At 44.0% G+C, this 22,791-nt stretch carries 19 protein-coding genes and 1 pseudogene; 4 read left to right on the forward strand and 16 right to left on the reverse strand.

Features of this window, described 5'->3' with window-relative positions:
* Positions 1–275 precede the first annotated feature (275 nt).
* Both ASG93_RS23750 and ASG93_RS23755 read right to left on the reverse strand, forming a co-directional pair.
* Positions 276–665, reverse strand: a complete 390-nt coding sequence (locus ASG93_RS23750; protein WP_063891955.1) for a glycine cleavage system protein H — start codon at positions 663–665, stop codon at positions 276–278.
* A gap of 84 nt (positions 666–749) precedes the next feature.
* Positions 750–1,298, reverse strand: a complete 549-nt coding sequence (locus ASG93_RS23755) for a peroxiredoxin (RefSeq protein ID WP_056835922.1) — start codon at positions 1,296–1,298, stop codon at positions 750–752.
* Positions 1,299–1,452: 154 nt separating this feature from the next.
* Between ASG93_RS23755 and ASG93_RS23760 the strand changes: the two are divergent.
* From ASG93_RS23760 to ASG93_RS23770, 3 genes and pseudogenes are all read left to right on the forward strand, one after another.
* Positions 1,453–1,653 (forward strand): annotated as a pseudogene (locus tag ASG93_RS23760) (glutamate dehydrogenase); the annotation flags it as partial.
* 1 nt (position 1,654) lies between these two features.
* Entirely contained in the window at positions 1,655–3,058 is a 1,404-nt protein-coding gene (locus ASG93_RS23765) for an NAD-dependent malic enzyme (RefSeq protein WP_056835926.1), read from the forward strand.
* Positions 3,059–3,241: 183 nt separating this feature from the next.
* Entirely contained in the window at positions 3,242–4,045 is an 804-nt protein-coding gene (locus tag ASG93_RS23770) for a DUF2935 domain-containing protein (RefSeq protein WP_235550958.1), read from the forward strand.
* 83 nt (positions 4,046–4,128) lie between these two features.
* On the opposite strand, the gene leuB is transcribed toward ASG93_RS23770, so the two are convergent.
* The 14 genes from leuB to ASG93_RS23840 all read right to left on the reverse strand — a co-directional run bounded on the left by leuB (position 4,129) and on the right by ASG93_RS23840 (position 20,870).
* Entirely contained in the window at positions 4,129–5,208 is a 1,080-nt protein-coding gene (gene leuB, locus ASG93_RS23775; RefSeq protein ID WP_056835930.1) for a 3-isopropylmalate dehydrogenase, read from the reverse strand.
* A 152-nt stretch (positions 5,209–5,360) separates the two neighbouring features.
* A complete protein-coding gene (locus tag ASG93_RS23780; protein WP_056835932.1) occupies positions 5,361–6,479 on the reverse strand; it encodes a Ger(x)C family spore germination protein in 1,119 nt (372 codons plus the stop codon).
* Positions 6,476–7,576 (reverse strand): GerAB/ArcD/ProY family transporter, encoded by a 1,101-nt coding sequence (locus tag ASG93_RS23785; RefSeq protein ID WP_056835934.1) that lies wholly within the window; start codon positions 7,574–7,576, stop codon positions 6,476–6,478. The genes ASG93_RS23780 and ASG93_RS23785 overlap by 4 nt, the downstream gene beginning before the upstream one ends.
* A complete protein-coding gene (locus ASG93_RS23790) occupies positions 7,573–8,691 on the reverse strand; it encodes a Ger(x)C family spore germination protein (RefSeq protein WP_056835936.1) in 1,119 nt (372 codons plus the stop codon). Before ASG93_RS23790 ends, ASG93_RS23785 begins: the two co-directional genes overlap by 4 nt.
* On the reverse strand, positions 8,688–9,788 hold the full coding sequence (locus tag ASG93_RS23795) for a GerAB/ArcD/ProY family transporter (protein ID WP_056835938.1): 1,101 nt from the start codon (positions 9,786–9,788) through the stop codon (positions 8,688–8,690). Before ASG93_RS23795 ends, ASG93_RS23790 begins: the two co-directional genes overlap by 4 nt.
* Positions 9,785–11,320, reverse strand: a complete 1,536-nt coding sequence (locus ASG93_RS23800; RefSeq protein ID WP_082615056.1) for a spore germination protein — start codon at positions 11,318–11,320, stop codon at positions 9,785–9,787. Before ASG93_RS23800 ends, ASG93_RS23795 begins: the two co-directional genes overlap by 4 nt.
* 709 nt (positions 11,321–12,029) lie before the next feature.
* Complete coding sequence (locus tag ASG93_RS23805; RefSeq protein ID WP_156411015.1) at positions 12,030–12,845, reverse strand: VanW family protein; 816 nt, start codon at positions 12,843–12,845, stop codon at positions 12,030–12,032.
* A gap of 102 nt (positions 12,846–12,947) precedes the next feature.
* Positions 12,948–13,238, reverse strand: a complete 291-nt coding sequence (locus tag ASG93_RS23810; protein WP_056835942.1) for a hypothetical protein — start codon at positions 13,236–13,238, stop codon at positions 12,948–12,950.
* A 154-nt stretch (positions 13,239–13,392) separates the two neighbouring features.
* Positions 13,393–14,589 (reverse strand): PLP-dependent aminotransferase family protein, encoded by a 1,197-nt coding sequence (locus ASG93_RS23815; RefSeq protein ID WP_056835951.1) that lies wholly within the window; start codon positions 14,587–14,589, stop codon positions 13,393–13,395.
* A gap of 98 nt (positions 14,590–14,687) precedes the next feature.
* Positions 14,688–16,235 (reverse strand): 2-isopropylmalate synthase, encoded by a 1,548-nt coding sequence (locus ASG93_RS23820; RefSeq protein WP_056835953.1) that lies wholly within the window; start codon positions 16,233–16,235, stop codon positions 14,688–14,690.
* A gap of 327 nt (positions 16,236–16,562) precedes the next feature.
* Positions 16,563–17,555 (reverse strand): ketol-acid reductoisomerase, encoded by a 993-nt coding sequence (ilvC, locus tag ASG93_RS23825; protein WP_047681140.1) that lies wholly within the window; start codon positions 17,553–17,555, stop codon positions 16,563–16,565.
* A gap of 150 nt (positions 17,556–17,705) precedes the next feature.
* Positions 17,706–18,197, reverse strand: a complete 492-nt coding sequence (ilvN, locus tag ASG93_RS23830) for an acetolactate synthase small subunit (RefSeq protein ID WP_056835944.1) — start codon at positions 18,195–18,197, stop codon at positions 17,706–17,708.
* On the reverse strand, positions 18,194–19,939 hold the full coding sequence (gene ilvB / locus ASG93_RS23835; RefSeq protein WP_056835946.1) for a biosynthetic-type acetolactate synthase large subunit: 1,746 nt from the start codon (positions 19,937–19,939) through the stop codon (positions 18,194–18,196). Before ilvB ends, ilvN begins: the two co-directional genes overlap by 4 nt.
* 514 nt (positions 19,940–20,453) lie before the next feature.
* Complete coding sequence (locus tag ASG93_RS23840) at positions 20,454–20,870, reverse strand: MerR family transcriptional regulator (protein WP_056835955.1); 417 nt, start codon at positions 20,868–20,870, stop codon at positions 20,454–20,456.
* 166 nt (positions 20,871–21,036) lie between these two features.
* Here ASG93_RS23840 and ASG93_RS23845 point away from each other — a divergent pair, with 166 nt between their 5' ends.
* Positions 21,037–21,957: a DMT family transporter gene (locus ASG93_RS23845; protein ID WP_056835948.1), complete on the forward strand. Its 921-nt coding sequence runs from the start codon at positions 21,037–21,039 to the stop codon at positions 21,955–21,957.
* The last annotated feature ends 834 nt before the right edge of the window (positions 21,958–22,791 follow it).

Below are 22,791 nucleotides of genomic sequence, written 5' to 3' on the forward strand. Positions count from 1 at the left end.
TCACTTCTGAGTTCTTCTCGTTAAAGTTCGCTCCAACCCAAATCACTTCTGAGTTCTTCTCGTTAAAGTTCGCTCCAACCCAAATTAATAAGGAGAGACTTTGGCCTACGACCAAAGATCCCTATTGGGGATACCGAGAACTTATACTTTCTGTGGTAAATAAAGGGTAAGCTTCGCTTACCCCAAACCCAAAACATATAAATGCTTATCTGTTAAAAAAAGAATGCAGGACTCCAGTGAAGTGGTCTTGCATTCTTTACTATTAAGTCAAGCACTCAGTCTTCCAGCGAAAACTCCTTTACATAAGTTTCCTCTTCCCATAGCTGCTCCAGCTCGGATTCTTGATTCCACCGAATCGTGAATAGCCAGCCTTTGTCATAGGGGGATTCGTGAATCAGCATCACCGCTCTTTCCAGCAGCCGATTAACTGATGTTATTTGGCCGGATAAAGGGGCCAGCAGGTCGTGTTCGTCATCCGCCACAGTCTCAACAGCCCCAATGAACTCCCCTTTCCTCACATTCGCATCCTGATCTGGAAGCTCGATAAAAACAATCATACCCAGCTCGCTGATGCCGTACTCCGTTAACCCGACAACAGCTCTTTCCCCGTCCAGCCGAATCCAGTAGTGATCTCTTGTATATTTCATTTGCACTGGCACTGCCACGCCCAATTCCTCCAACCTAAGGAAAAGCTCCTCTGCCCGCATTCGCATGAGGGCAAGAGGAGCTTCGTCATCTTGATATCAACCTTATTTTACAACCAGGTTTTTGTCGCCTGGTTTCCAGTTCATTGGGCACAATCCGCCGGATTGAAGCGCTTGAAGCACACGAAGTGTTTCTTCTACGCTGCGGCCTACGTCGTTATGGTTAACAACTTCGTATTTCAATTCGCCTTCTGGATCGATGATGAACAGACCGCGAAGCGCGATACCTTCTTCTTCGATCAGAACGCCATAGTCACGTGCTACGGATTTCGTAATGTCTGCAGCAAGTGGGAATTCCAATTGGCCAAGACCGTTGTCGTTAATTGGCGTATTGATCCAAGCTTTGTGCGTGTGAATGCTGTCGATGGAAACACCAAGGATCTCAGTGTCCAGTTCTTTGAACTGACTAGCAGCATAACTCAAAGCTGTGATTTCTGTAGGACATACGAATGTGAAGTCCAATGGGTAGAAGAATAATACTAACCATTTTCCTTTGTAATCAGACAAAGAAACTTTACCAAATTCTTTACCGTTACCTGTAGCGGTCTCCATTGTAAAATCAGGAGCTTGTTTACCAACTAAACGCTCTGCCATGGGTATGAATCCTCCTCAAAATCTATCTTATTCGTATAAAATGGTAACATTCGACTTGATGAAAGTCAATAATTAGATCGGATACTACATAATAATTATTATAATATATGGAGACCTGATGAACATGAACGATTTTGCTTCTCTATGTACGTTTTTAGTTCAGGAATGTGACATTTTAGTGCCAGCGGCTATTGAGAATCAAATTACGGACATCATGATTGTTCCCGACGTCCTAGCCAGCGCGGGTGGTGTAGTGGTATCATACTTTGAGTGGGTTCAAAATAATCAAGATAAAGCTTACATGGTTGGACTGAAGCGCATGGCTGAAGCTGTGAAGTGGAGAGGTAGGGTTTAAGTTGGCACAAACAAGTATTATTTTCCGTTTAGAATTAGATCACAACAAGGTTAGTTTTGGCGATGTAGCGGCTGCAATCAGCAAGTCCGGAGGAGATATTACCTCTATTGACGTGATACGTCCAGGTCATGATTTCTCTATTCGGGATATTACCGTCGATCTTTCGGATAAGGATGAAGCGTTAATCGCAGAGTCTCTGAAACAACTAGAGGGCATTAAAATCATCAACGTCTCTGATCGCACCTTCCTTGTGCATTTAGGTGGCAAAATTACGATTCAGCCGACACTTCCGATCAAGAATCGCGATGATTTATCCAAGGTATATACCCCAGGTGTTGCTCGAGTCTGTACGGCGATAGCTGAAAATCCGAAGAAGGCGTATTCACTTACTATTAAGCGAAATACGGTGGCGGTTGTAACTGATGGTACTGCTGTTCTAGGCTTAGGCGACATTGGCCCGCATGCGGCAGCTCCGGTTATGGAAGGTAAAGCCATGCTCTTCAAGCAGCTCGCTGGTGTTGATGCGTTCCCGATCTGTTTGGATACACAGGATACCGAAGAAATCATTCGCACGATCAAAGCGATTAGTCCGATTTTCGGCGGCATTAACTTGGAAGACATCAGTTCTCCGCGCTGCTTTGAAATTGAGAACAGGCTCGCCGAAGAGCTGGAGATCCCAGTCTTTCATGATGATCAGCACGGAACAGCTGTCGTTGTGATCGCGGGACTGCTCAATGCACTTAAAGTCGTTGGCAAACGGATTGAAAATATCCGTATTGTTGTTAATGGGATAGGTGCAGCAGGCGTATCGATTTGCAAAATGCTGCTCCAGGCTGGCGTTACGCACCTCGTTCCTGTAGATCGGGATGGCGCTATCGTGCGCGGCGGGACTTATTCCCACCCCATGTGGCAGTGGCTTGCCGATCAACCTCAGGTGGAATCGACAGAGGGAACTCTTCAAGAAGTGATTCAAGGCGCAGACGTATTTATCGGTGTCTCAAGAGGTCGCCTTTTGAAAGAAGAAGACGTGAAGAAGATGGCTCCGCAAAGCATCGTGTTCGCAATGGCTAATCCCGATCCTGAAATCACGCCGGAGGAGGCGCTTCCGCATGTTGCTGTATTTGCTACGGGACGAAGCGATTATCCGAATCAAATTAATAACGTGCTTGTATTCCCAGGATTGTTCAGAGGCGCGCTGGACTGCCGAGCACGGCGAATTAATGAGCCGATGAAGCTGGCCGCGGCGAGAGCGATTGCTTCCGTCGTTTCAGGGGCAGAGCTCAACCAACATTACATTATCCCTAGTATTTTCAATGAACAGGTCGTGATACAAGTACGCAAAGCTGTGATTGAAGCGGCCATTTTAACGAATGTTGCTCGGAGAACCCCGCCAGAGTTTAGGTAATGATATAATAACCACACAAGAACAAGGAGCAGTTTGCTGCGGCGAGCCTCTCCTTGTTCTTTTTTTATTTTCAAATCAATCGCGTAAGTTACTAGCTGTCCTATTTTCACGACATCTGCATAAGCTCCTCTCATGAAGATTATACATAGGGTATCAGAATACTTCTTGAGGAGAGTGTCGGAATTGTCAAATGAATTTGTTAGTCGATCATTGGATGAGATACGATTCTGGTCACGAATTATGAAAGAGCATTCTTTATTTCTGAAGCTTGGATTTCGGTGTGAGGATACACAGTTAATCCAAGAAGCTGATCATTTTTACCATACGTTTGAGCAAATTGAAGGAAAATCCCATGCGTTTAATGAGTTAACTGATCCTGAGCAAATCAAAAGCTTTAACATGGAAGTCCATTTTGCCGCAACCCATATTTGGGCTTTTAAAAGAAGAGTTTTAGGTCTCATCATCCAATGTAAACTTCCAGGCGGTAACAATTTTCCTTTGTTAGTTGATCATACTAGCAGAGAAGCCAATTATTTTAGAAATCGATTAGAGGAATTGAATACTGGCCGATTAGAACCGCTGCCCGATGCGATCATTGATGAAAATGTTTTCTTTCTGAGAATAATGGCTGACCATGCCAAATTCATCGGACATCTCCTTGATCCGTCAGAACGAAAACTCGTTGAGCAAGCTCGCAATTTTAGCCAAGATTTCGACCAGTTGCTCTTTCAAGCCATTGATTTAAGCGGTATGCGTCCTCAATCTCAAACGGAGCCGCTTCTCGACCAATTCCTTGATCAGAATCGCGTTTCTGTCGTTTCTCTGCGTGATTTCAAAAAAACAGCAAGGGATCTAATCGAAGCTTGCCGTATAAAAAGTATCATCCATCCCTTACTTGCCGATCATGTATTTCGTGAAGCAGAAAGATTCCTATTTATCATTGATATGTTTGAAGCCAGCTTAACAAGAAAACAAGCTGCAAACTAGACTCCCCCTATGCAAGAGGTCGAGCCGCAAAAAAAAAACTCGCCCTCTGAAGCCTCAAAGGCCTCGTCGGACGAGCTTTTTTATTATTTACGCATAGCGTCTACGATCAGTTGGCCCATTGCAAGGGTACCGATTGCTGTGCTCTTATCAACCGCGATGTCGCCTGTACGGTGACCCGCATCCAGCACTTCTTTCACTGCGCGCTCGATGGAATCCGCTGCTTCGTGGTAACCGAATGTCAAGCGGAACATCAACGCTACCGAAAGAATGGTTGCGATTGGGTTGGAGATGCCTTGACCTGCAATATCCGGAGCGGAGCCGTGTACCGGCTCGTACAAGCCGAAGCTGCCTTCGCCAAGAGAAGCGGATGCCAACATCCCGATGGAACCTGTCAGCATGGCTGCTTCATCACTCAGGATGTCGCCGAACATGTTTTCCGTCACGATGACGTCGAAGCTGGATGGGCGGCGCAGCAATTGCATCGCACAGTTATCAACGAGCACGTGCTCTAGCTCAACATCCGGGTAATCAACCGCAATGCGGTTCACAGTTTCACGCCATAGACGGGAAGTTTCAAGAACGTTCGCTTTGTCTACAGAAGCAAGCTTCTTACGACGTGTCTGTGCGATTTCAAACGCTTGACGAGCAATACGCTCGATTTCTGTTACGTTGTATGCACAAGTATCGACAGCTTCTTGACCATTCGCTGTTTCACGACGGAATTTCTCACCGAAGTAGATCCCGCCAGTCAATTCACGAACAACGATCAAGTCCGTTCCTTCCAGCACTTCAGGCTTCAACGTGGAAGCTTCTTTCAAGCAGTCAAAGATGAAAGCTGGACGAATGTTAGAGAATAATCCAAGCGCTTTGCGAATACCGAGAAGGCCTGTTTCAGGACGAAGCTCTTTGGAGTTGTTATCCCATTTCGGTCCGCCAACAGCTCCAAGAAGTACAGCGTCTGCCGATTGGCAAACTTTCAACGTTTCTTCCGGAAGTGGCGTCCCTTTCTCATCAATCGCAATCCCGCCGAACAAGGCGTGCTCTGTTTCAAATTGATAACCGAATAATTCTTCGGTACGTTTCAATACTTTTTCCGCTTCTGCAACGACTTCTGGACCAATACCATCTCCAGCGATTACAGCAATTTTCTTCACATCTGCCATGGCTGCCATTCACTCCTTAGATTAGTAAACCTGCTATTGAAAGCATTTACTATCGTTATATACTGCTAACATTGTATCATAAGTAGCCCCTCTTCTTTAGATATAAAAGCTATCGCATTTATAGGTATCACCTATCAACTAATTCTCAATGACTATTCAGAAACCCCAATACTTTTAATTTTTACTTTAGGCGAAACATTTATTGTTGCTTCAGATAGCGCTTTTCCCCAGTTATCCTCTACCTTCTTCCAGTCTTTATTGTTAAATGCGCGTACGTGGACCCCAAATTGAAAAGGATCTATTTGATATTTTTGAGCTTTCTTGATTAAAGCCTCGCATTCTTTTTTCAACTCTTTTTCAATGACTTGTTCTAGCTGTTTTTTCTTCTCCTCTAAATCTAGGGTAAACATGCGCTCCGTCAAATCAATCTGAACCTTCATCTCAATGTCTATTGTTAGATCGCCACCTTCGAAACTTGCCTTTATATTAGGCTTTGCCTTTTTTATATTGAAACTCACATAGGACAACTTTTCATCCGTCTGGAACATTTCAGGAGGAAAGTGAAACGTTAACGGTGTAGGGCTTTTCGTATCGCGCTGCAATAATAGGAGCAGAGAACTTTCTTGATGATTCAAAGAAGCCGCATAGGTGCCGTCTTTATGTAAAAGAACCGTACCTGAAATAACAATGTCATTTTTCTCTGCTTTCATTTCAGTTAAAACAGGCGTCATTGCTTTATCCTTCATTTGTTGATGATATTCCTGTAGCGAAGTCTGTACGGAAATCCTGCTTTTATATGAGCTTTCTTGTAGTTGTTTAATCACGTTGGAGAGTATGCCTTTATCACTCATATTCGTATACATCACATCTTTAACGGTCCCATCAACCACAATCACATTCGCATTAATCTCATTTCGAGAATCACGGAAGAGAACGTCCAAATAGGGGAATGCGTTTCTGTGCTGCAGCAGTTTTTTTCCTATAAGAACATTTTGCGATTTTCCATATGCAAGATTGCCACTTGTCTTACCATCAATTTCCACTTTTGATTTGCGCATCGTATTAGCCTTCGTGGATGTGATTTTATATCTATCTGTGGCTTCTTCGTTGAAGACAGGAGTTGTCGTGTATACGACTAGCTTATTATTCTCATCAAAATCTATAGCCTCTGTAAGAACAAACTGTTGATTCTCTATATAAACGGCTTTACCGCACCCCGCTACAAACAACAAAACTGTCATTGCTAATAAAAGATAATTGAATCTTTTCATTGTTTCGGTTCCTTTCTAACATAATGAAACATCGATCCGTAAATCCAAAGGAAAATAGGGAACACAAAAGCCGTATAAAAACCGGCTATTCCCCACGTATTGGCCATTAGCGTTATTTGAGAAGAAGTAGGGATAAAAAAGAATGACAATAGGATCCACAGGAATAGGAGTATTCTCAAATAATTTCGATGATCCTGCTTGCCAAATAATTGACTTGTTCCTAATGTGGCCACGTAAAGTAAAGGAATAATCGTCATAAATATGATAAATAAATAAAAGGACAGGCAAATGATCTCCAGCCGTTCCAAAAAAGGCAATCGGATAACCTTCAATAAGTTGAGCATGGGGTAAACGTAGTCTATGATCTCAGCTCTAGAGAATCGAATAAAACAGACGATTGTAGTTATTAAATAGACAATCATCGTTAATGAATTTGCAATAACAATTCCCTTGGACGCTGATTTCTTGTCCTTTAGAAAAGGATACAGGATGAAAGCCAAATCAAATCCAATAAAAGAAAATATGGTTGATTTTACGGAAGACAGAATGGGAAACACGCCTCCTTTTCCAATCGGAAGAAGGTACATCCACTCTATATCCTTTAGTGCTAATAGCAATAAGAAAGGCATCCATAGGGTGACAATAATTACCAGCTCAGCGAAGAGTCCGATCACCCTAATTCCCTGCTTCGTAATCATATAGATGGGAATGGTAAACAGGATCATTAAAATGAAGTTCCTTATATCCTGAACGATCCATATTTTTATAATATGAATGGTTGAAAACATAACTGTACTTGCTGCATATGCCGCGAGGAGACTCCAGGCCGCTACTAAACCTTTACCCGCCCACTTGCCAAAGTATTTAGTAAAAATTTCGAATAATGTATGCTCGGGATTTTTCTCCATAATTCGTATGATGACTAAGCTAAAAAGTATAGACAAAATCCAACCCAATATAATGGATATCCATCCGTCTGTTCCAGAAGTTTTAACTAAATCACGTGGAAGGGATAGGACACCGATCCCGACTTGCGTTTCAAAAATAATAAGGATGTATTGTTTCAAGGAGATTTGATTAAACGAATATTTATTCATTCGGAAACTCCGATACTTTTGATGGCAACTTTAGTTGATACATTTACTGTTGCTTCAGATAGAGCTTTTCCCCAGTTATCCTCTACCTTCTTCCAGTTTTTATAATCGTGCGCCCGCACATAAATCCCAAAACCAAAAGGGTCTACTTGATGCTTTTGGGCTTTCTTGATTAAAGCCTGACATTCTTTTTCAAGTTCTTGTTCAATCGCATGTTCCAACTGTTTGCTCTGTTTCTCCATATCTAAGGTGAACATGCGTTCCTCTACATCGATCGGAACCTTCATCTCGATATCGATGGTAAGATGGTTTCCTTCGAATTTCGTTTTGAAATTAGCCTTTACTTTTTTAATATTGAAACTCACATAAGATATTTCTTCATCCGTATGAAACATCTCAGGAGGAAGGTGAAACGTTAACGGTAGGGGATTGTTCCTGTTGCGCTGCAACAATAGTAGTAGAGAACTTTCTTGTTTATTCAAAGAAGTCGCATAGGTACCCTCTTTATGTAAAAGAGAGGTCCCTGAAATAACGAGATCATTCTTCTCTACTCTCATTTCAGTTATGCATGGCGTTATTGCATTATCCATCATTTGTTCATGGAATTTCTGCAGTGTAGTTAGCACTGAAATTCTGCTTTTATATGTGCTTTCCACCAATTGTTTGATCACTCCACCTATTCGGCCTTTATCACTCATATTCGTATACATCACCTCTTTCACAGACCCATCAACCACAATCACATTTGCATTAATTTCATTTTTGGGATCGCGAAATAAGACATCCAAGTAGGGTAATACATTGGTTTGTTGCAGCATTTTTTTTCCTATAAGAATACTCTGCAATTTTCCAGGTGCAACATTACCGTTTATTTTCGACTCGAGTTTCTTCTTAATTTCACGAATCGTATCCCCAGTTGTGCTTGTAATTTTAAATCTATCCTTAGCTGCTTTACTGAAGACAGGACTTGATGTGTAGAAGACCACCTTCTTTTCTTCATCAAAATCTATACCGTCAGCAAGAAGAAACCGTTGAGTCTCTATATAAACGGCCTTGCCGCACCCGGTTAACCCCAATATAACGGCCCATGTTAAGAAAATGCCCTGCCATTTCTTCATTGTTTCTGTTCCTTTCTAGCGAGATGAAACAGCCATCCGTAGATCCACAGGAAAATGGGAAACACAAAGGCGAAAAAAGTACCTGCCGTCCCCCATGATTTGCCCATTTGAGTTATTTGGGAAGAAGAAGGGAGAAAAAAGAATGATAATAGGATCCATAGGCACACGAGTATTACCAAAACATTTCGATGATCCGGCATGCCGCATAATTGACTTGCTCCCAGCACAGCTGTGTAAAGGTAGGGAATGATCGTCATAAATAGCAGAAACAAATAAAAGGAAAGAAAGGTGATCTCCAACCGTTCTAAAAACGGCAGCCGGATGAGCTTCAATAAGTTAAGCGTGGGATAAGCGTAATCTTTAATTTCATCTTGTGAAAACCTAACATAACTGATGACTGTCACCATTAAAAATATAAACATGGACAAAGAGTTTGCAATAATAATTCCCTTAGATGCGGATTTCTTATCTTTTAGAAACGGATACAGAATGAAAGCCAGTTCAAATCCAAGGAAAGAAAGGATGGTTGATTTTACGGTAGACAGAATGGGAAGCAATCCTTCTTTACCGATTGGAAGAAGGAAAAGCCAATGGGTATCTTTGAATGAATAAAACAACAAGAAAGGCATCCACAAAGAAACTAGAAAAACTAACTCAGCAAAGAGTCCGATCACTCTTATTCCATGCTTCGTAATCATATAGATGGGAATGACAAACAGGGTCATCAAGATAAAGTCACGTACATCCAGTATGATCCATATCTTTATGATATGAATCGTTGAAAACAGGACCACGCTTGCTGCATATGCCGCATACAGAATCCAAAGAACAGATAAACTTTTACCCACCCACTTGCCAAAGTATTTAGATAAAAGTTCGAATAACGTATATTCGGGGTTTTTCTTCATAATTCGGATGATGACCAAGCTTAAGAGCATTGATAATATCCAACCCAATAAAAGGGATATCCATCCATCCTTACCGGCAGTTTTAGCTAAATCGCGGGGTAGGGATAAGACACCGATCCCGACTTGCGCTTCAAATATAATAAAGATGTATTGTTTCAAAGAAATTTGATTAAACGCATATTTATTCATGGTTGATCTTCACCTTCTCTGTTTGCTCCCTGTCTTGTTAGTTGAGTTGGATCAGCCGAGAGCGGGCGTTTATTCATTTTCCACATGGGGACCCGAATCCATACGTCTTTCCAATCAGACAGCCGGATTGGAGCCACTGGACTTCCATAGGATATTCCAAATGATTCCATCGAGATAAGGTGAGCCCCTATAATCATCAGCCCAATCACAATGCCTACCATACCGAATACAGCTGCCAGAAACATCATTGGAAAGCGAAGTAACCGCAGCGAGGAGGACATATCATAATCAGGGATAATAAAAGAGGAAATTGCCGTGATGGCAACGATAATCACCATGATATTACTCACAATTCCCGCTTGCACGGCCGCCTGACCGATGACAATACCTCCTACGACACCTATCGTTTGTCCAATAGGGCCCGGTAGACGTAAACCTGCTTCCCTTAACATCTCTAGGGAAAGTTCCATCAGAAGAGCCTCTATAATAGGAGGAAAAGGTACCTTTTCTCTGGATTCCCCAATCGATATCAATAAATCCAAAGGAAGCACTTCATAATGAAATGAAACAATAGCTATATATACAGCTGATAAAGATATTGTCGTAATTAAAGCCAGATAGCGTAATAAGCGCAGAAAAGTGGCTACGAGCCAGCGATTGCTGTAATCGTCAACACTTTGAAAAAATGCCGAAAAGGTTACAGGAGCAACAATCACACTGGGTGAATGGTCGACAACGACGACTATTCTCCCTTGCAACATATGTGCGGCAGCGGAATCCGGACGTTCCGTCATGATTAACTGTGGAAACAGACTTATGGGGTGATCTTCTATATATTCCGCTAATTCTCCGGTATTTAGAATGGCATCCACATTAATTTGCTGCAGACGGTCCTCCATTTCTTTCACGAAATCTGGTTGCACAACGTCATCGAGATACATCACAGAAACTCTTGTATTTCCCCGAGATCCGACGTTAAATTCTTTTATTTTCAGTTCACGATTAGGAAGATAACGCCTGATTAAGGCAATATTCTGCCCCGATGTCTCGACAAATCCTTGATGCGATCCCTTTAACGTCGATTCGACTTGCGGCTCTTTAATTGCTCTCTGAGGCCAGCCTTGCGTACATAAAACAAGCGAACGATCTTGCCCGTCAATAAACAGGATGCTTTGGCCTTGGAAAATCGCTATTTCAATGTCGGACCATAAGGACACAATTTCTGTTTTTGCAATCGTAAGAGAAGAGTTCCAAATATCTTTAACTGAATCAATTTCATAGATGAGTGGTTTTAAGATGTTATTATTAATCGCTGATTTATCAATGAGCCCTTCCAAATAAACAAGTACGGCATTTTCCCCTGTTCTTAATTGAAACTGACGCGCAACAAGATCTGGGGCATGACTAAATAAGGCGTGCAGGGTAGTCAGGTTATTTTCAAGGCTCCCTGAAATCGGTTGATTATTATGATTGGATGATTTCTTGATTGGAGCTGATTTTATGCCATTTAACCATCTTCGGATCGTCCCCATCCCTGCACCACCATTCTGATATCATGTACTCCATAGTTTCCCATATTAAGGCAGAATTATTCGGATGCCAACGTCCTGCAAACGCATGCAGACGAATGCAGACGAATGCAAAAAAGCCATCTGGATGTATCATCCAAATAGCTTCAGAGAAAATTCTCCTAACGATGAAACTCGTTTAGGGGACAAATTAAAGACTGCTTTCGAGCAGCGTGTTGGAGAGGGGAAGTCGTTCGTCTCGTCCCGACTGGGTCCGCCTATGCAGTCTCGCTCGTCCGCTGCGGCCACTTGATGTAGTGACTCATTTAGGCATCAATCACCGAACTGCCGTTCGAATGCTGTAGTCGCTCTGCACGAAGGGTTGGTTTTCCGCTGTCACAGGAGCAGCAGGCAAAAACGTCGTACGATACGAGCTTCAACGAAGCACAAATCAGCTTTTGTAGAATGGCTGCATTTATACATCCTTTTTACCTCTTTTTTAGCTCGGTAAATAAAATCCCTGCAAAAATACACTTTTTCGCAGCTACTCCTCAGGTATAAGCAGAAATGCTGCAAAAATACTGTATATTTGCAGGGATTCCTCCCTAATCGTCGGATTCGATTGAAAAGCCTGCACTTTTGCAGGCTTTTTCATCAGCTTCTTCTGAAAATTCGCAAAAAGATAATAACTACTAATTGCCTATCCTAATTTATCAACGAAATTTTCTGGATTTCAAGTTGATGACGTGCCTTGCGGCAATAGCGGCTCATACATCATTATGGCATGATTCTCAGTCACCCATTCATCACCTACGATTTCGCGTTCCAAGTTCAGCACTCTGCGATGTATCTCATTATGGCGAACATAGCCGCCCCAGTATTCGCGCGTAATCCAATGCTTATTCTCATAAATTTCATAGGTATGCATGGCTGGGCTAACAGCACGCCACTCCCCAACCAAATGAGTATCCGTCACCCGGATAACGAGTTGAAACTCCTCCGTCGTCTCATTAAGAATTTGCAAGTCTAAATAATTGTAGAAACAAGTTGCTCCGCTTCCAAAAGGCTGACTTCTGCCTGAATCCGGAAATACGTCATAGCTGTGGCGATACCTTTCCGTTACGGTAAGCGGCGTATGCAGTGTCATCCAGTAGATTAAATTCGAAAGCTGACATAACCCACCCCCAACCCCCGCCTGAACCTTCCCATGAAAAAGCACCATACCGTCCAGATATCCTTTACGTCTTGTCGTGCTGCCAATTAACCGCCAATAGGAGAATGTTTCACCTGGCTTCACAATGACACCATTTAATTGCTTGGCTGCGATCCTTAGATTAATCACTTTATTATACTGAAGCCACATGTCTACATCCTTCAGCTGTCTAAGGAGTGGCGTTTTATGTGAAAATAAAAGATAAGGAAGAGGCTCCGCTTGCTTCGCTTTGGCATAGGCCCTACCATCCAAATACCACTGAAGATACCTTCTAAGTCTATACACTTTTTTACCCAGAAATATTCTTGCTCGGCTTCGGTTGATTGGTTTAAGCAAAGAATCGCCCCCTTCAATAACAGACAATTTCTTCTATCATTTTGAGCAAAAAAGCCGCTAATGCCAGTAGCGATTCACTGACTTGGCGGCTTTTTTATACGCTTAGAGCTTTGAAATAACCATGGAAATGATAATACCTGTAACTGAAGTCCAAAAGAAATAAGACTTTACGATCCTGCCAACCAATGAATCTTGAAATTGAAAAAGTTGCTTTTGATTATGCTCCATATTCAAATCAGTGGCTGACCCGCTAGTGCCACCCAAACCAGTTACACTAGTAAATCCTTGGCTCAATGCACCTTTTGCAATACAAGTTACAATAAGCAATAATAAAGAACCCATGAACAAATAATTGGAAATCTGTATCAACATGAAGTCACCAATCCTTTCCATTGTCCTCCATTTATCATAATTTGAAATATATTCCATGTCAATTCTAAGGATCCCAGTGAAGATACCTGGTGTTAGACGGCCATATAGACAACAAAAAAAGCACCCTGCTGCTGATGATCTTGGTCGACCAATTCGCATGAGGGTGCGCTATCTTCTATGCATTTTGTAGATATGATTCCATAGCCTTAGCTAATTTCTGCATACCGAGAATCGTGTTCGCACGATCCGTATGTGTGTAATTCAGGCGCATTGTGTTGTATTGTGGGTTTTCGGCGTAAAAAGTGGATCCTGGTACAAATGCTACGCCTTCTTTTACCGCGATTTTCAGCAGATCTTCGGCACGAATATGCTCCGGCAGCTCCACCCAGATGAACATGCCGCCCTTCGGTTCTTCCCACTTCAGTCCAGGCCAGTTTAAATCTTTCAATAGGCCTGACATGAATTTCATGCGATCCAGATATTGCTCACGAATTAAGGAGATATGTGCGTCGAGATCAAAGTGCTCAAGCAAATGATACAGCGTTTGCTGATCAATTGTGCTGGAATGCAGATCCGCGGATTGCTTAAAACGAGCAATTTGGCGAATAATCGTCTCGTCACCCATCACCCATCCGGTACGGAAGGCAGGTGCTACGGTTTTGGAGAAGGTGCTTGTGTAAACAACAGCTCCGCCTTCCGCTTCGCCACCCAATGAGAAGATCGTTGGATAGGTTTCGTTTTCGTCAAACTGAATTTCCCCATACGGATCATCTTCCAGAATAAGCACTTCAGCGCCGCGGCAAATATCCAGTAAACCTTGACGGCGTTCCAAGCTCCATGCACGGCCTGCCGGGTTGGAGAAGGTCGGAATGACATAGACCATCTTCGGATTGTACTTCGCTATTTTGGCCGATAGATCTTCAAGAATCATACCGTCATTATCGCTATCAACCGAATAGATCTTAGCGCCTTTGGCTTGAAATACTTGAATCGCCGCCAAATACGTTGGGCTTTCAACAAGAATGACATCGCCTTCATCAATATAAACACGCGTAAGAAGATCAATCGCTTGCTGAGATCCCGTCGTCAGCAGCATCTCTTCAGGTGTTACTTGCATATTCTTAGCAGCCATCCGCTTGCATAAGGATTCACGAAGCGGCTTGTAGCCCTCGGTCAAACCATATTGCAGCGCGGACTTCCCGCCGCCAATCACTCTTTGAAACGCATCAGCCACCGCGTCCAAAGGAAAAAACTCTTCAGCAGGCAATCCACCGGCAAAAGAGATAATCGAACTGCCTTGTGTCAGCTTGAGAATTTCTCTTACCGCCGAGGATGAGAAACCTTCCAGCGATTTAGAAAATCGATATTTCATAAATGGACGCATCCTTTCGCATTTGGAGAAAGCACCCCTCCTCGCGATGCTTGGAGGTGAGGTGCTTATCTGGGTGGTACCGCCTAGAATCTAGGTTATTAAATCAACGTGACGTTGCTTCTGTTGCTTGTTGGGGTTTTGCGTTTATCAATGAGGCGGTTCACAGCGTCCAAATACGCTTTGGCGCTTGCTTCCAGAATATCGGTAGAAATACCGCGTCCTTGAACGGACACATCATTCTGTTTCAGAACAACGTGCACTTCGCCGAGCGCATCTTTACCGTGCGAGACGGATTTGATGGAGTAGTCATCCAGTTCGACGTCTTCCTTCGTTGCTTTATCAATCGCATTGTAAATCGCATCAACGGAGCCGTTACCGACTGCGCTTTCCGCCACTTCGGTGCCGTCCTGGAAGCGAACATGTACCGTTGCCGTTGGTGTCATTTGGTTGCCATAAGCAACCTGAAGCGTGCCTAACGCGAAAACTTCCGGCGTCTCGATCAATTTCTCTTCGATCAATGCACGGATATCTTCGTCTTCAACTTGCTTCTTGCGATCCGCCAAATCTTTGAACTTGGCGAAAGCCGCGTTCACTTGCTCGTCTCCGAGGTCGTAGCCGAGATCGATTAGCTTCTCGCGGAACGCATGGCGTCCGGAGTGTTTACCCATCACGAGCTTACTTTCCTTGACCCCGATGGTCTCAGGGGAAATAATCTCGTATGTCGTTTTCTCTTTGAGCATCCCATCCTGATGGATGCCGGACTCATGAGCGAACGCGTTAGCGCCGACGATCGCCTTATTGCCTGGCACCACCATGCCGGTCAGCTTGCTGACCAAACGGCTGGTGCGGTAGATCTCTTTCAGCACAAGCGATGTTTTCGCTTGGTAGAAATCCTGGCGCGTCTCGAGCGCCATGACAACTTCCTCGATCGAGGTGTTGCCCGCCCGCTCGCCGATCCCGTTGATGGTGCCTTCGATTTGATCGGCACCGTTCAACACCGCCGCTAGCGCGTTAGCCGTAGCCATTCCGAGATCGTCATGGCAATGCGCGCTCAGCTGAATCTTCTCAATGCCTGGCACAGTCTCCTTCAGCATTTTGAAAATATTACCGTAGTCGTACGGCGTCATAAAACCGACTGTATCCGGAATATTCACGACGGAAGCTCCAGTACGTATAGCCATTGCTGTTACTTCTGCGATGAAATCCAGCTCGGTACGGCCAGCATCTTCGAGTGAAAACTCGATTTTGCTGAAATACTTCTTCGCATATTTAATCGCTGCTTCGGCTGTCTCCAGCACTTGATGCTTCTCCATCTTCAGCTTATGCTGGCGATGAATTGGAGACGTCGCTAGGAATAAATGAATACACGGGTCCTGAGCGCCCTGCAGCGCTTCACGGACGGCCTCGATGTCACTCTCCTTCGAGCGGGACAAACCGATAACAGAGGCATTCCTGACGGCTCTCGCAACGGCATTCACGCCTGCCAAGTCACCAGGTGATGCAGCTGGGAAACCAGCCTCCATACGATCCACGCCAAGCTTCTCTAGCTGCAGCGCGATCTCGACCTTCTCCTGAGTGTTCAGGTTCACACCTGGTGATTGCTCGCCGTCTCTAAGCGTTGTATCAAAGATGTAGATTTTGCGCACCATGTCACCTCCTAAAAGATTTCGACTGTTCTATTAACCATCGAAGCTGAAAAGCCTGACCGTTCCGGTCTTCAGCATTTGCTTCCGATCGTTTCTTGAAAACGTGTCCCCCTCATCTGACTAAAACAAAAAGTAGGGACACGTTTTCAAATACGAACGCTACGCTTCTCCAGCAAACACTGAGCCCTCCACTGGGTTGTTCTTCGAAGGTTTAAAAGCCACACTCGCAAATTTTTACTCGTCTTTATAGTATTCACAGGGAGTGATTGGGAAATTCTCCTCAATCACTCCCTGTGGAAGGTTTTGCTATAAATTTAGGACTTATGATTACTTTTTGATCCAGTGCATCATTTCGCGCAGTTCTTTACCAACCACTTCGATTGGGTGCTCTGCTTCATTGCGGCGAGTTGCGTTCATGAAAGCAAAGTTGGATTGGTTTTCCAAGATGAAGTCGCGAGCGAATTTACCTTGTTGAATGTCAGTAAGAACAGCTTTCATTGCTTTTTTCGTTTCAGCTGTGATGATACGAGGTCCAGTTACATAGTCACCGTATTCAGCTGTGTTGGAGATGGAGCTGCGCATGGAAGCTAGTCCGCCTTCATACATCATATCAACGATCAATTTCAACTCATGCAGACACTCGAAGTAAGCCATTTCAGGTGCATAACCAGCTTCAACCAATGTTTCGAAACCTGCTTTAACCAGTTCAGAAGCACCGCCGCAAAGAACAGCTTGCTCACCGAACAAATCAGTTTCTGTTTCTTCACGGAAAGAAGTTTCGATAACGCCTGCACGTGTACAGCCGATACCTTTTGCATAAGCAAGACCGATTGCTTTTGCGTTGCCAGTAGCGTCTTTCTCGATAGCGATCAAGCCAGGAACGCCAAAGCCTTCAACATAAGTACGACGTACCATGTGACCTGGGGATTTAGGGGCTACTAAGAATACATCTGTACCTTCAGGAGCTACGATTTGTCCGAAATGGATGTTGAAACCATGGGAGAACATGATTGCTGCGCCTTTTTTCATGTTCGGTTGAATGGACTCACGGTAAACGCGAGCTTGTGTTTCATCCGGCATCAAGATTTGGATCACGTCAGCGCGTCTTGCAGCTTCTTCAACGGATACAACTTCGAAACCATCATTTTTTGCAGAATTCCATGAACGACCTTCACGAAGTCCGATAATAACGTTCAATCCGCTGTCACGCAAGTTTTGTGCTTGTGCGTGTCCTTGGGAACCATAACCAACAACTGCGATCGTTTTACCTTTAAGTACCGCTAAGTCTGCATCTTTTTCATAGTAAGTAGTAACTGCCATTCGAATAAATCCTCCTTTGATATGATGAACCCGTATTGTCTACCCCTTGAATGGGTGTTTCAACGGTTTACCCTATTGGAGCGCTAAAGGGTATACCGCTGAAAGCCCCACTCAAGGAGGCCTTACCTCTTTACCAAACTGTTTTATGCCTTATTTAACTGAACCGCGAATCATCGCTGTGACTCCCGTGCGGGAAAGCTCACGGATGCCATAAGGACGAAGCAATTCGACCATAGCATCTATTTTATCTGAATCTCCGACAACTTGCACGATAATTGAGGCTGGCCCAATATCTACAACCGCTGCGCGGAATGTCTCAACAATACCGAGTATTTCCGGACGCATAATCGGTTCTGCATTTACTTTAATGAGTGCCAGTTCTCTGGCAACCATTGGGTTCGAGCTCAGGTCAATGACTTTAATAACGTCAATCAACTTGTACAATTGCTTGGAAATTTGCTCAAGCGTGTTGTCGTCCCCTGTGGTGACAATAACCATTCGGGAAAGTCCGAGTTCTTCGGACTCCCCTACGGTGATGCTTTCAATATTGAAGCCTCTGCGTCCGAACAAACCGGATACACGCTGCAGGACACCAGGCTGATTGTTTACGAGTACGGAAACTGTATGTTTAGTTGTCGTCATTCCGAATCCCCCATTAACATGTCACTAATTGTATCGCCTGCTTTAACCATTGGGAAGACATTCTCTCCTTTTGGCACGACGAAATCAATAACGACAGGACCCGGTGTATCGAGTGCTTCCTGCCATGCTCTTCTTGCTTCTTCCTTCGTCGTGGCACGTAAGCCTTTTACGCCGTAAGCTTCTGCCAGTTTCACGAAATCAGGGCTGCCAGCCAGGTCAATATGGCTATAGCGGTTATCATAAATGATCTCCTGCCATTGACGAACCATGCCCAGCACTTGGTTGTTAATAATAACAACCTTCACCGGAATGTTGTTAATCGCACAGATCGCAAGCTCTTGCGCACACATTTGAACGCCGCCGTCGCCATTAATGGATACAACGAGTTTATCCGGATTACCCATTTGAGCACCAATCGCTGATGGGAATCCGAAGCCCATCGTGCCAAGACCACCAGATGTGACCAAGGAGCGCGGGTTTTTGAAGCGATAGAATTGAGCTGCCCACATCTGATGCTGTCCAACGTCTGTCGTTATGATCGCTTCGCCTTTCGTCGTCTCACTAATCATTTCGATAACGTATTGCGGCTTCAATTCCGTCTCGGTATTGCCGTATTTCAGCGGGAACTTCTCTTTGCTTTCCTGAAGCTCAGCAATCCACGCTCCGCTCTGGGCAGGCTTTGCTTTGGTGTTCGCATATTCCAGAACAGCTTTCACGTCGCCAACACATGGGATATCGGTCTTCACGTTCTTGCCAATTTCCGCAGGATCAACGTCAATATGAGCGATTTTCTTCACTTTTGGAGCAAAACCGTTCAAATTCATCGTCACGCGGTCATCGAAACGGGAACCGATAGAAATCAAGAGATCCGCATTCTGAATGGCTGTGTTCGCTGTAAACGTCCCGTGCATCCCTGGCATTCCGAGCCATAGCTCATGTCCGCTTGGGAAGCCGCTTAATCCGAGCAAGGTCGTTGCAACCGGAATCTGTGTTTTATTGACGAACTCGATTAATTCTTTGGATGCGTCTGCGTATACAACACCGCCGCCTGCAATAATGACCGGACGTTCTGCTTCTTCGATCGCTTTAATCAGCTTATCCACTTGCAGTTTATTCGGTTGCACCGTTGGGTTATAACCGCGGATGCTTACATCCGTTGCCGGTTTAAATATCGTTTTATGAGCGGAGACATCCTTTGGAATGTCAATGAGAACCGGCCCTTTACGACCTGAGTTCGCTATATGGAACGCTTCATGAATGATGCGCGGTAGATCGTTTACGTCTCTAACCAAGTAGCTGTGTTTAGTAATAGGCATCGTAATACCCGTAATATCAGCCTCTTGGAAAGCATCCGTACCAATGAAGTTGGTTGCTACGTTCCCTGTGATAACGACGAGCGGAACGGAATCCATATAAGCTGTAGCTATTCCTGTGACGAGGTTCGTTGCCCCCGGTCCGGAAGTTGCGATACATACGCCAACTTTACCTGTGGAACGTGCATATCCATCAGCCGCGTGAATGGCTCCTTGCTCATGTCTAGTCAATAAGTGGTTAAAATCATCAAAACCATGCATTGCATCATAGATGTACAAAACAGCGCCGCCCGGATATCCAAAGACGCAGTCCACACCCTCCAGCAATAAGCTTCTCAGCAGAATTTCGGAGCCTGTAATCAGGTCCGGCTTCATAAGCTTCTCAATCAATTCTTCTTTTGACTTCTTTGGTTCAGTTTGAACATTCATTGTGATCCTCCTCTCAAAAAGTAAGTCCATGTCATTCTGCGAGCTTTCTTAGACAATAAGAAAAACCCCTATTCATCCCATACACGCACATAACGTGTAAAACGGGACGAAAGGGGTTCAAGCTTCCGTGGTACCACCCAAATTTGCTACGCGCCTCACAGCACATAGCCTTAGCAGGTATGTCCATGAAGAACAATACCCTCAGCACGATAACGTGTGCTCTTCCGATTTCCCCTATTGCCTGCGGCTGTGCCGCATGTTTCAGGAAAACAGCTCCGAGGTGACTTCGTACGTAAGGGATTAAGGCGATGGTTTCAGCAAGTCCAACGCTCTCTGCGCATAAGTGCCCTTATTACTTCTTCCTCTTCATAGCCGATTCGTTAGTGTAGATCACCATATAGAATATGATTAAAGATTATTATATGCATCCCTAGAGCAATAGTCAATAGGAGATCAAATAAAACAATGATAAGCGAGGAAGTTAATCCTTTTCACGCGGAAACTCTGAGAAGACCTATGATGAAATCGTCTCTGCAAGTCCGCTGGAAAGCTCATGATACATAGCAAGCTTATCCTGCGTAAAGGCGATGACATCATCCAGCTCCTGCCTCTTGGATTCCAACGCAGCCAGATGCTTGGATAAAATCTCCATCCGCTTATTTAATGAGGGTGTCAGGTTAGCAAGATCTTCCCCTTGATGAATTTTCTCCATCACACATCCATCGCGAAAAAACTCCGTTATGTCCTCAAGCGACATGCCCGTTTTCTTCAGACCGTTCAGACATTGAATAAACGAAACCTCGCTTTCGCTGTAGCTTCGGGCTCCTCCATCCTTACGCTTAGGTCCCCGCAACACGCCAATTTTCTCATAATAACGAAGCGTATAAGGAGTCAGCCCCGTCCTTTCCGACACTTGGCTAATGGTGAGCATAGCAATCATCTCCTTTACTCTCCTGCTTTAAAATTCATATTACACCTTAGAGTTAACTCGAAGTCAATTCATTTATTTTTATTTTTACACTAAAATGTTCTGCTTGACTTCTAGCCGGCTCTAATTTGTAAGCTGGGAACACTTCAAAAATTCAGGAGGTATTCCCATGCGAATCAACGTGTACGTGATGCTTTTGTTTGTATCGATTTTCATCGGTGCATCGTTTAATCTGGCCGCTTATGCGGTACACTATTTCTCTGCGCCAGCTGCCGCCGCCTGGAGATTCGGTATAGCTTCCGTCACCATTCTCATTCTGCTTTACATCAAGGAGAGAATGAACCTTCAAGCGCTGAAAAGGAATTGGCATATGTATGTACTTCTTGGCATCTTAGGTATATTTGGGTTTAACATGCTGTTTTTCGAGGGCATTAAAACGACCTCACCGCTCAACGGATCTCTTATTATGGCAACAAATCCGATGGTATCGTCTCTTTTGGCTCGATGGCTTCTCAAAGATGCTTTGAACGTTAGACAAGGTGCAGGCATCCTGGTTTCCCTGTTGGGGGTCATCCTGGTAATCACACAAGGCTCGTGGCAGGTATTAAGCACACTTTCGTTCTCGCTTGGAGACCTGCTTATCGCGGGCGGCAACCTTTGCTGGGCGCTGTACGGAGTGTTGAACCGGAGATTTATTCGCGGCTCCACCAGCTTGGCTACGACAGCCTATACCATGACAATTGGAGCGGTAGGTCTGATTGGGATGGCTCCCGGGACGCCTAGCCCGATTTCAATGAACTACATTCCCGCTGCTGTGTGGGGTGCCCTTCTATTCATGGCCTTATTCACTAGCGTATTAGGCTACCTTTGGTGGAACTACGGTATTGCCGAGATTGGCGTGAGTAAAACATCCATCTTTTTCAACATGGTACCTCTGGTTACGATGATCCTGTCGCTTGCTTCAGGTACTGGCGTGACCATCGTCCAGCTGCTCGGAACCGTGCTGGTTCTCTCTGGAGTGATTATCGCCTCAGCCTTTTCCCGAAGAAACGCCCAGCGTGCTGCAGTATCCGCCTCTTCATCAAACTAAGCAATTCGAGTCCATATCTGCATTAAAAAAACCGGCTTTTGCCGTCTTTGGGAGAGAGTTTTTATAAATATTGATGCAAAGTAGGCTACAACACGCGAGACGCATATGCTTTTGCTTTTGCTTTTGCTTTTGCTTGTCTGTGTGTTGTTTCACTTTGTGCAATATTTGGCAAGATATCCGCTATTTTCAAGCTATTGTTGCAAAAAATACAACAATTCTGCTCCAAAGTGGTCCATTAGAGTGAATTAAGGCTAAATTGTTGTACAACATACAACACCTTGAGCTTTTCAAGAAAAAATCAAAGAAATTGTTATACGTTATACAACTTGTAAATCTAATTTCCCTATTTCTCTTAAAAATCAGAACCAGAAGACAAAAATCAAAATAGAGAAAAACCAAACACAGAAAAACCAAATACAGAAATCCGAAGTCACTAAGGAAGCATCATGTCACTATCCTTAATTTCACTCAGCATTAGCAAAGTCCATAGCTATCCATGCAAAATAAGGAGTAAGCTCGAGTTCCCCCTAACCCAAATAAATTATCTTTCTTAAATAAAATATTTTGCAAACATTGTTTGTTTTTATCTACAGGCTAAAAAATAGCCGCATGCTCCGGAAATGAATTTTCGGAGCATGCGGTGTGTACTTCACAACCTGATATAAGCAAAATTACAATAGGATTTTTTGAAAGAAGCACTACCTTGTGCGCTAGGAGTCTGTCCGACGAATTGAGTTTTGCAGGTCACTGCCTGGCGACAGATTTATGTCATTTCCAAATTAAGTAATTTTTCATATCGACGAGTGATATTTCAGGCTATTTGAGCCTGATGTC

Source organism: Paenibacillus sp. Soil787 (assembly GCF_001429545.1).
In the GTDB taxonomy this organism is placed as follows: domain Bacteria; phylum Bacillota; class Bacilli; order Paenibacillales; family NBRC-103111; genus Paenibacillus_E.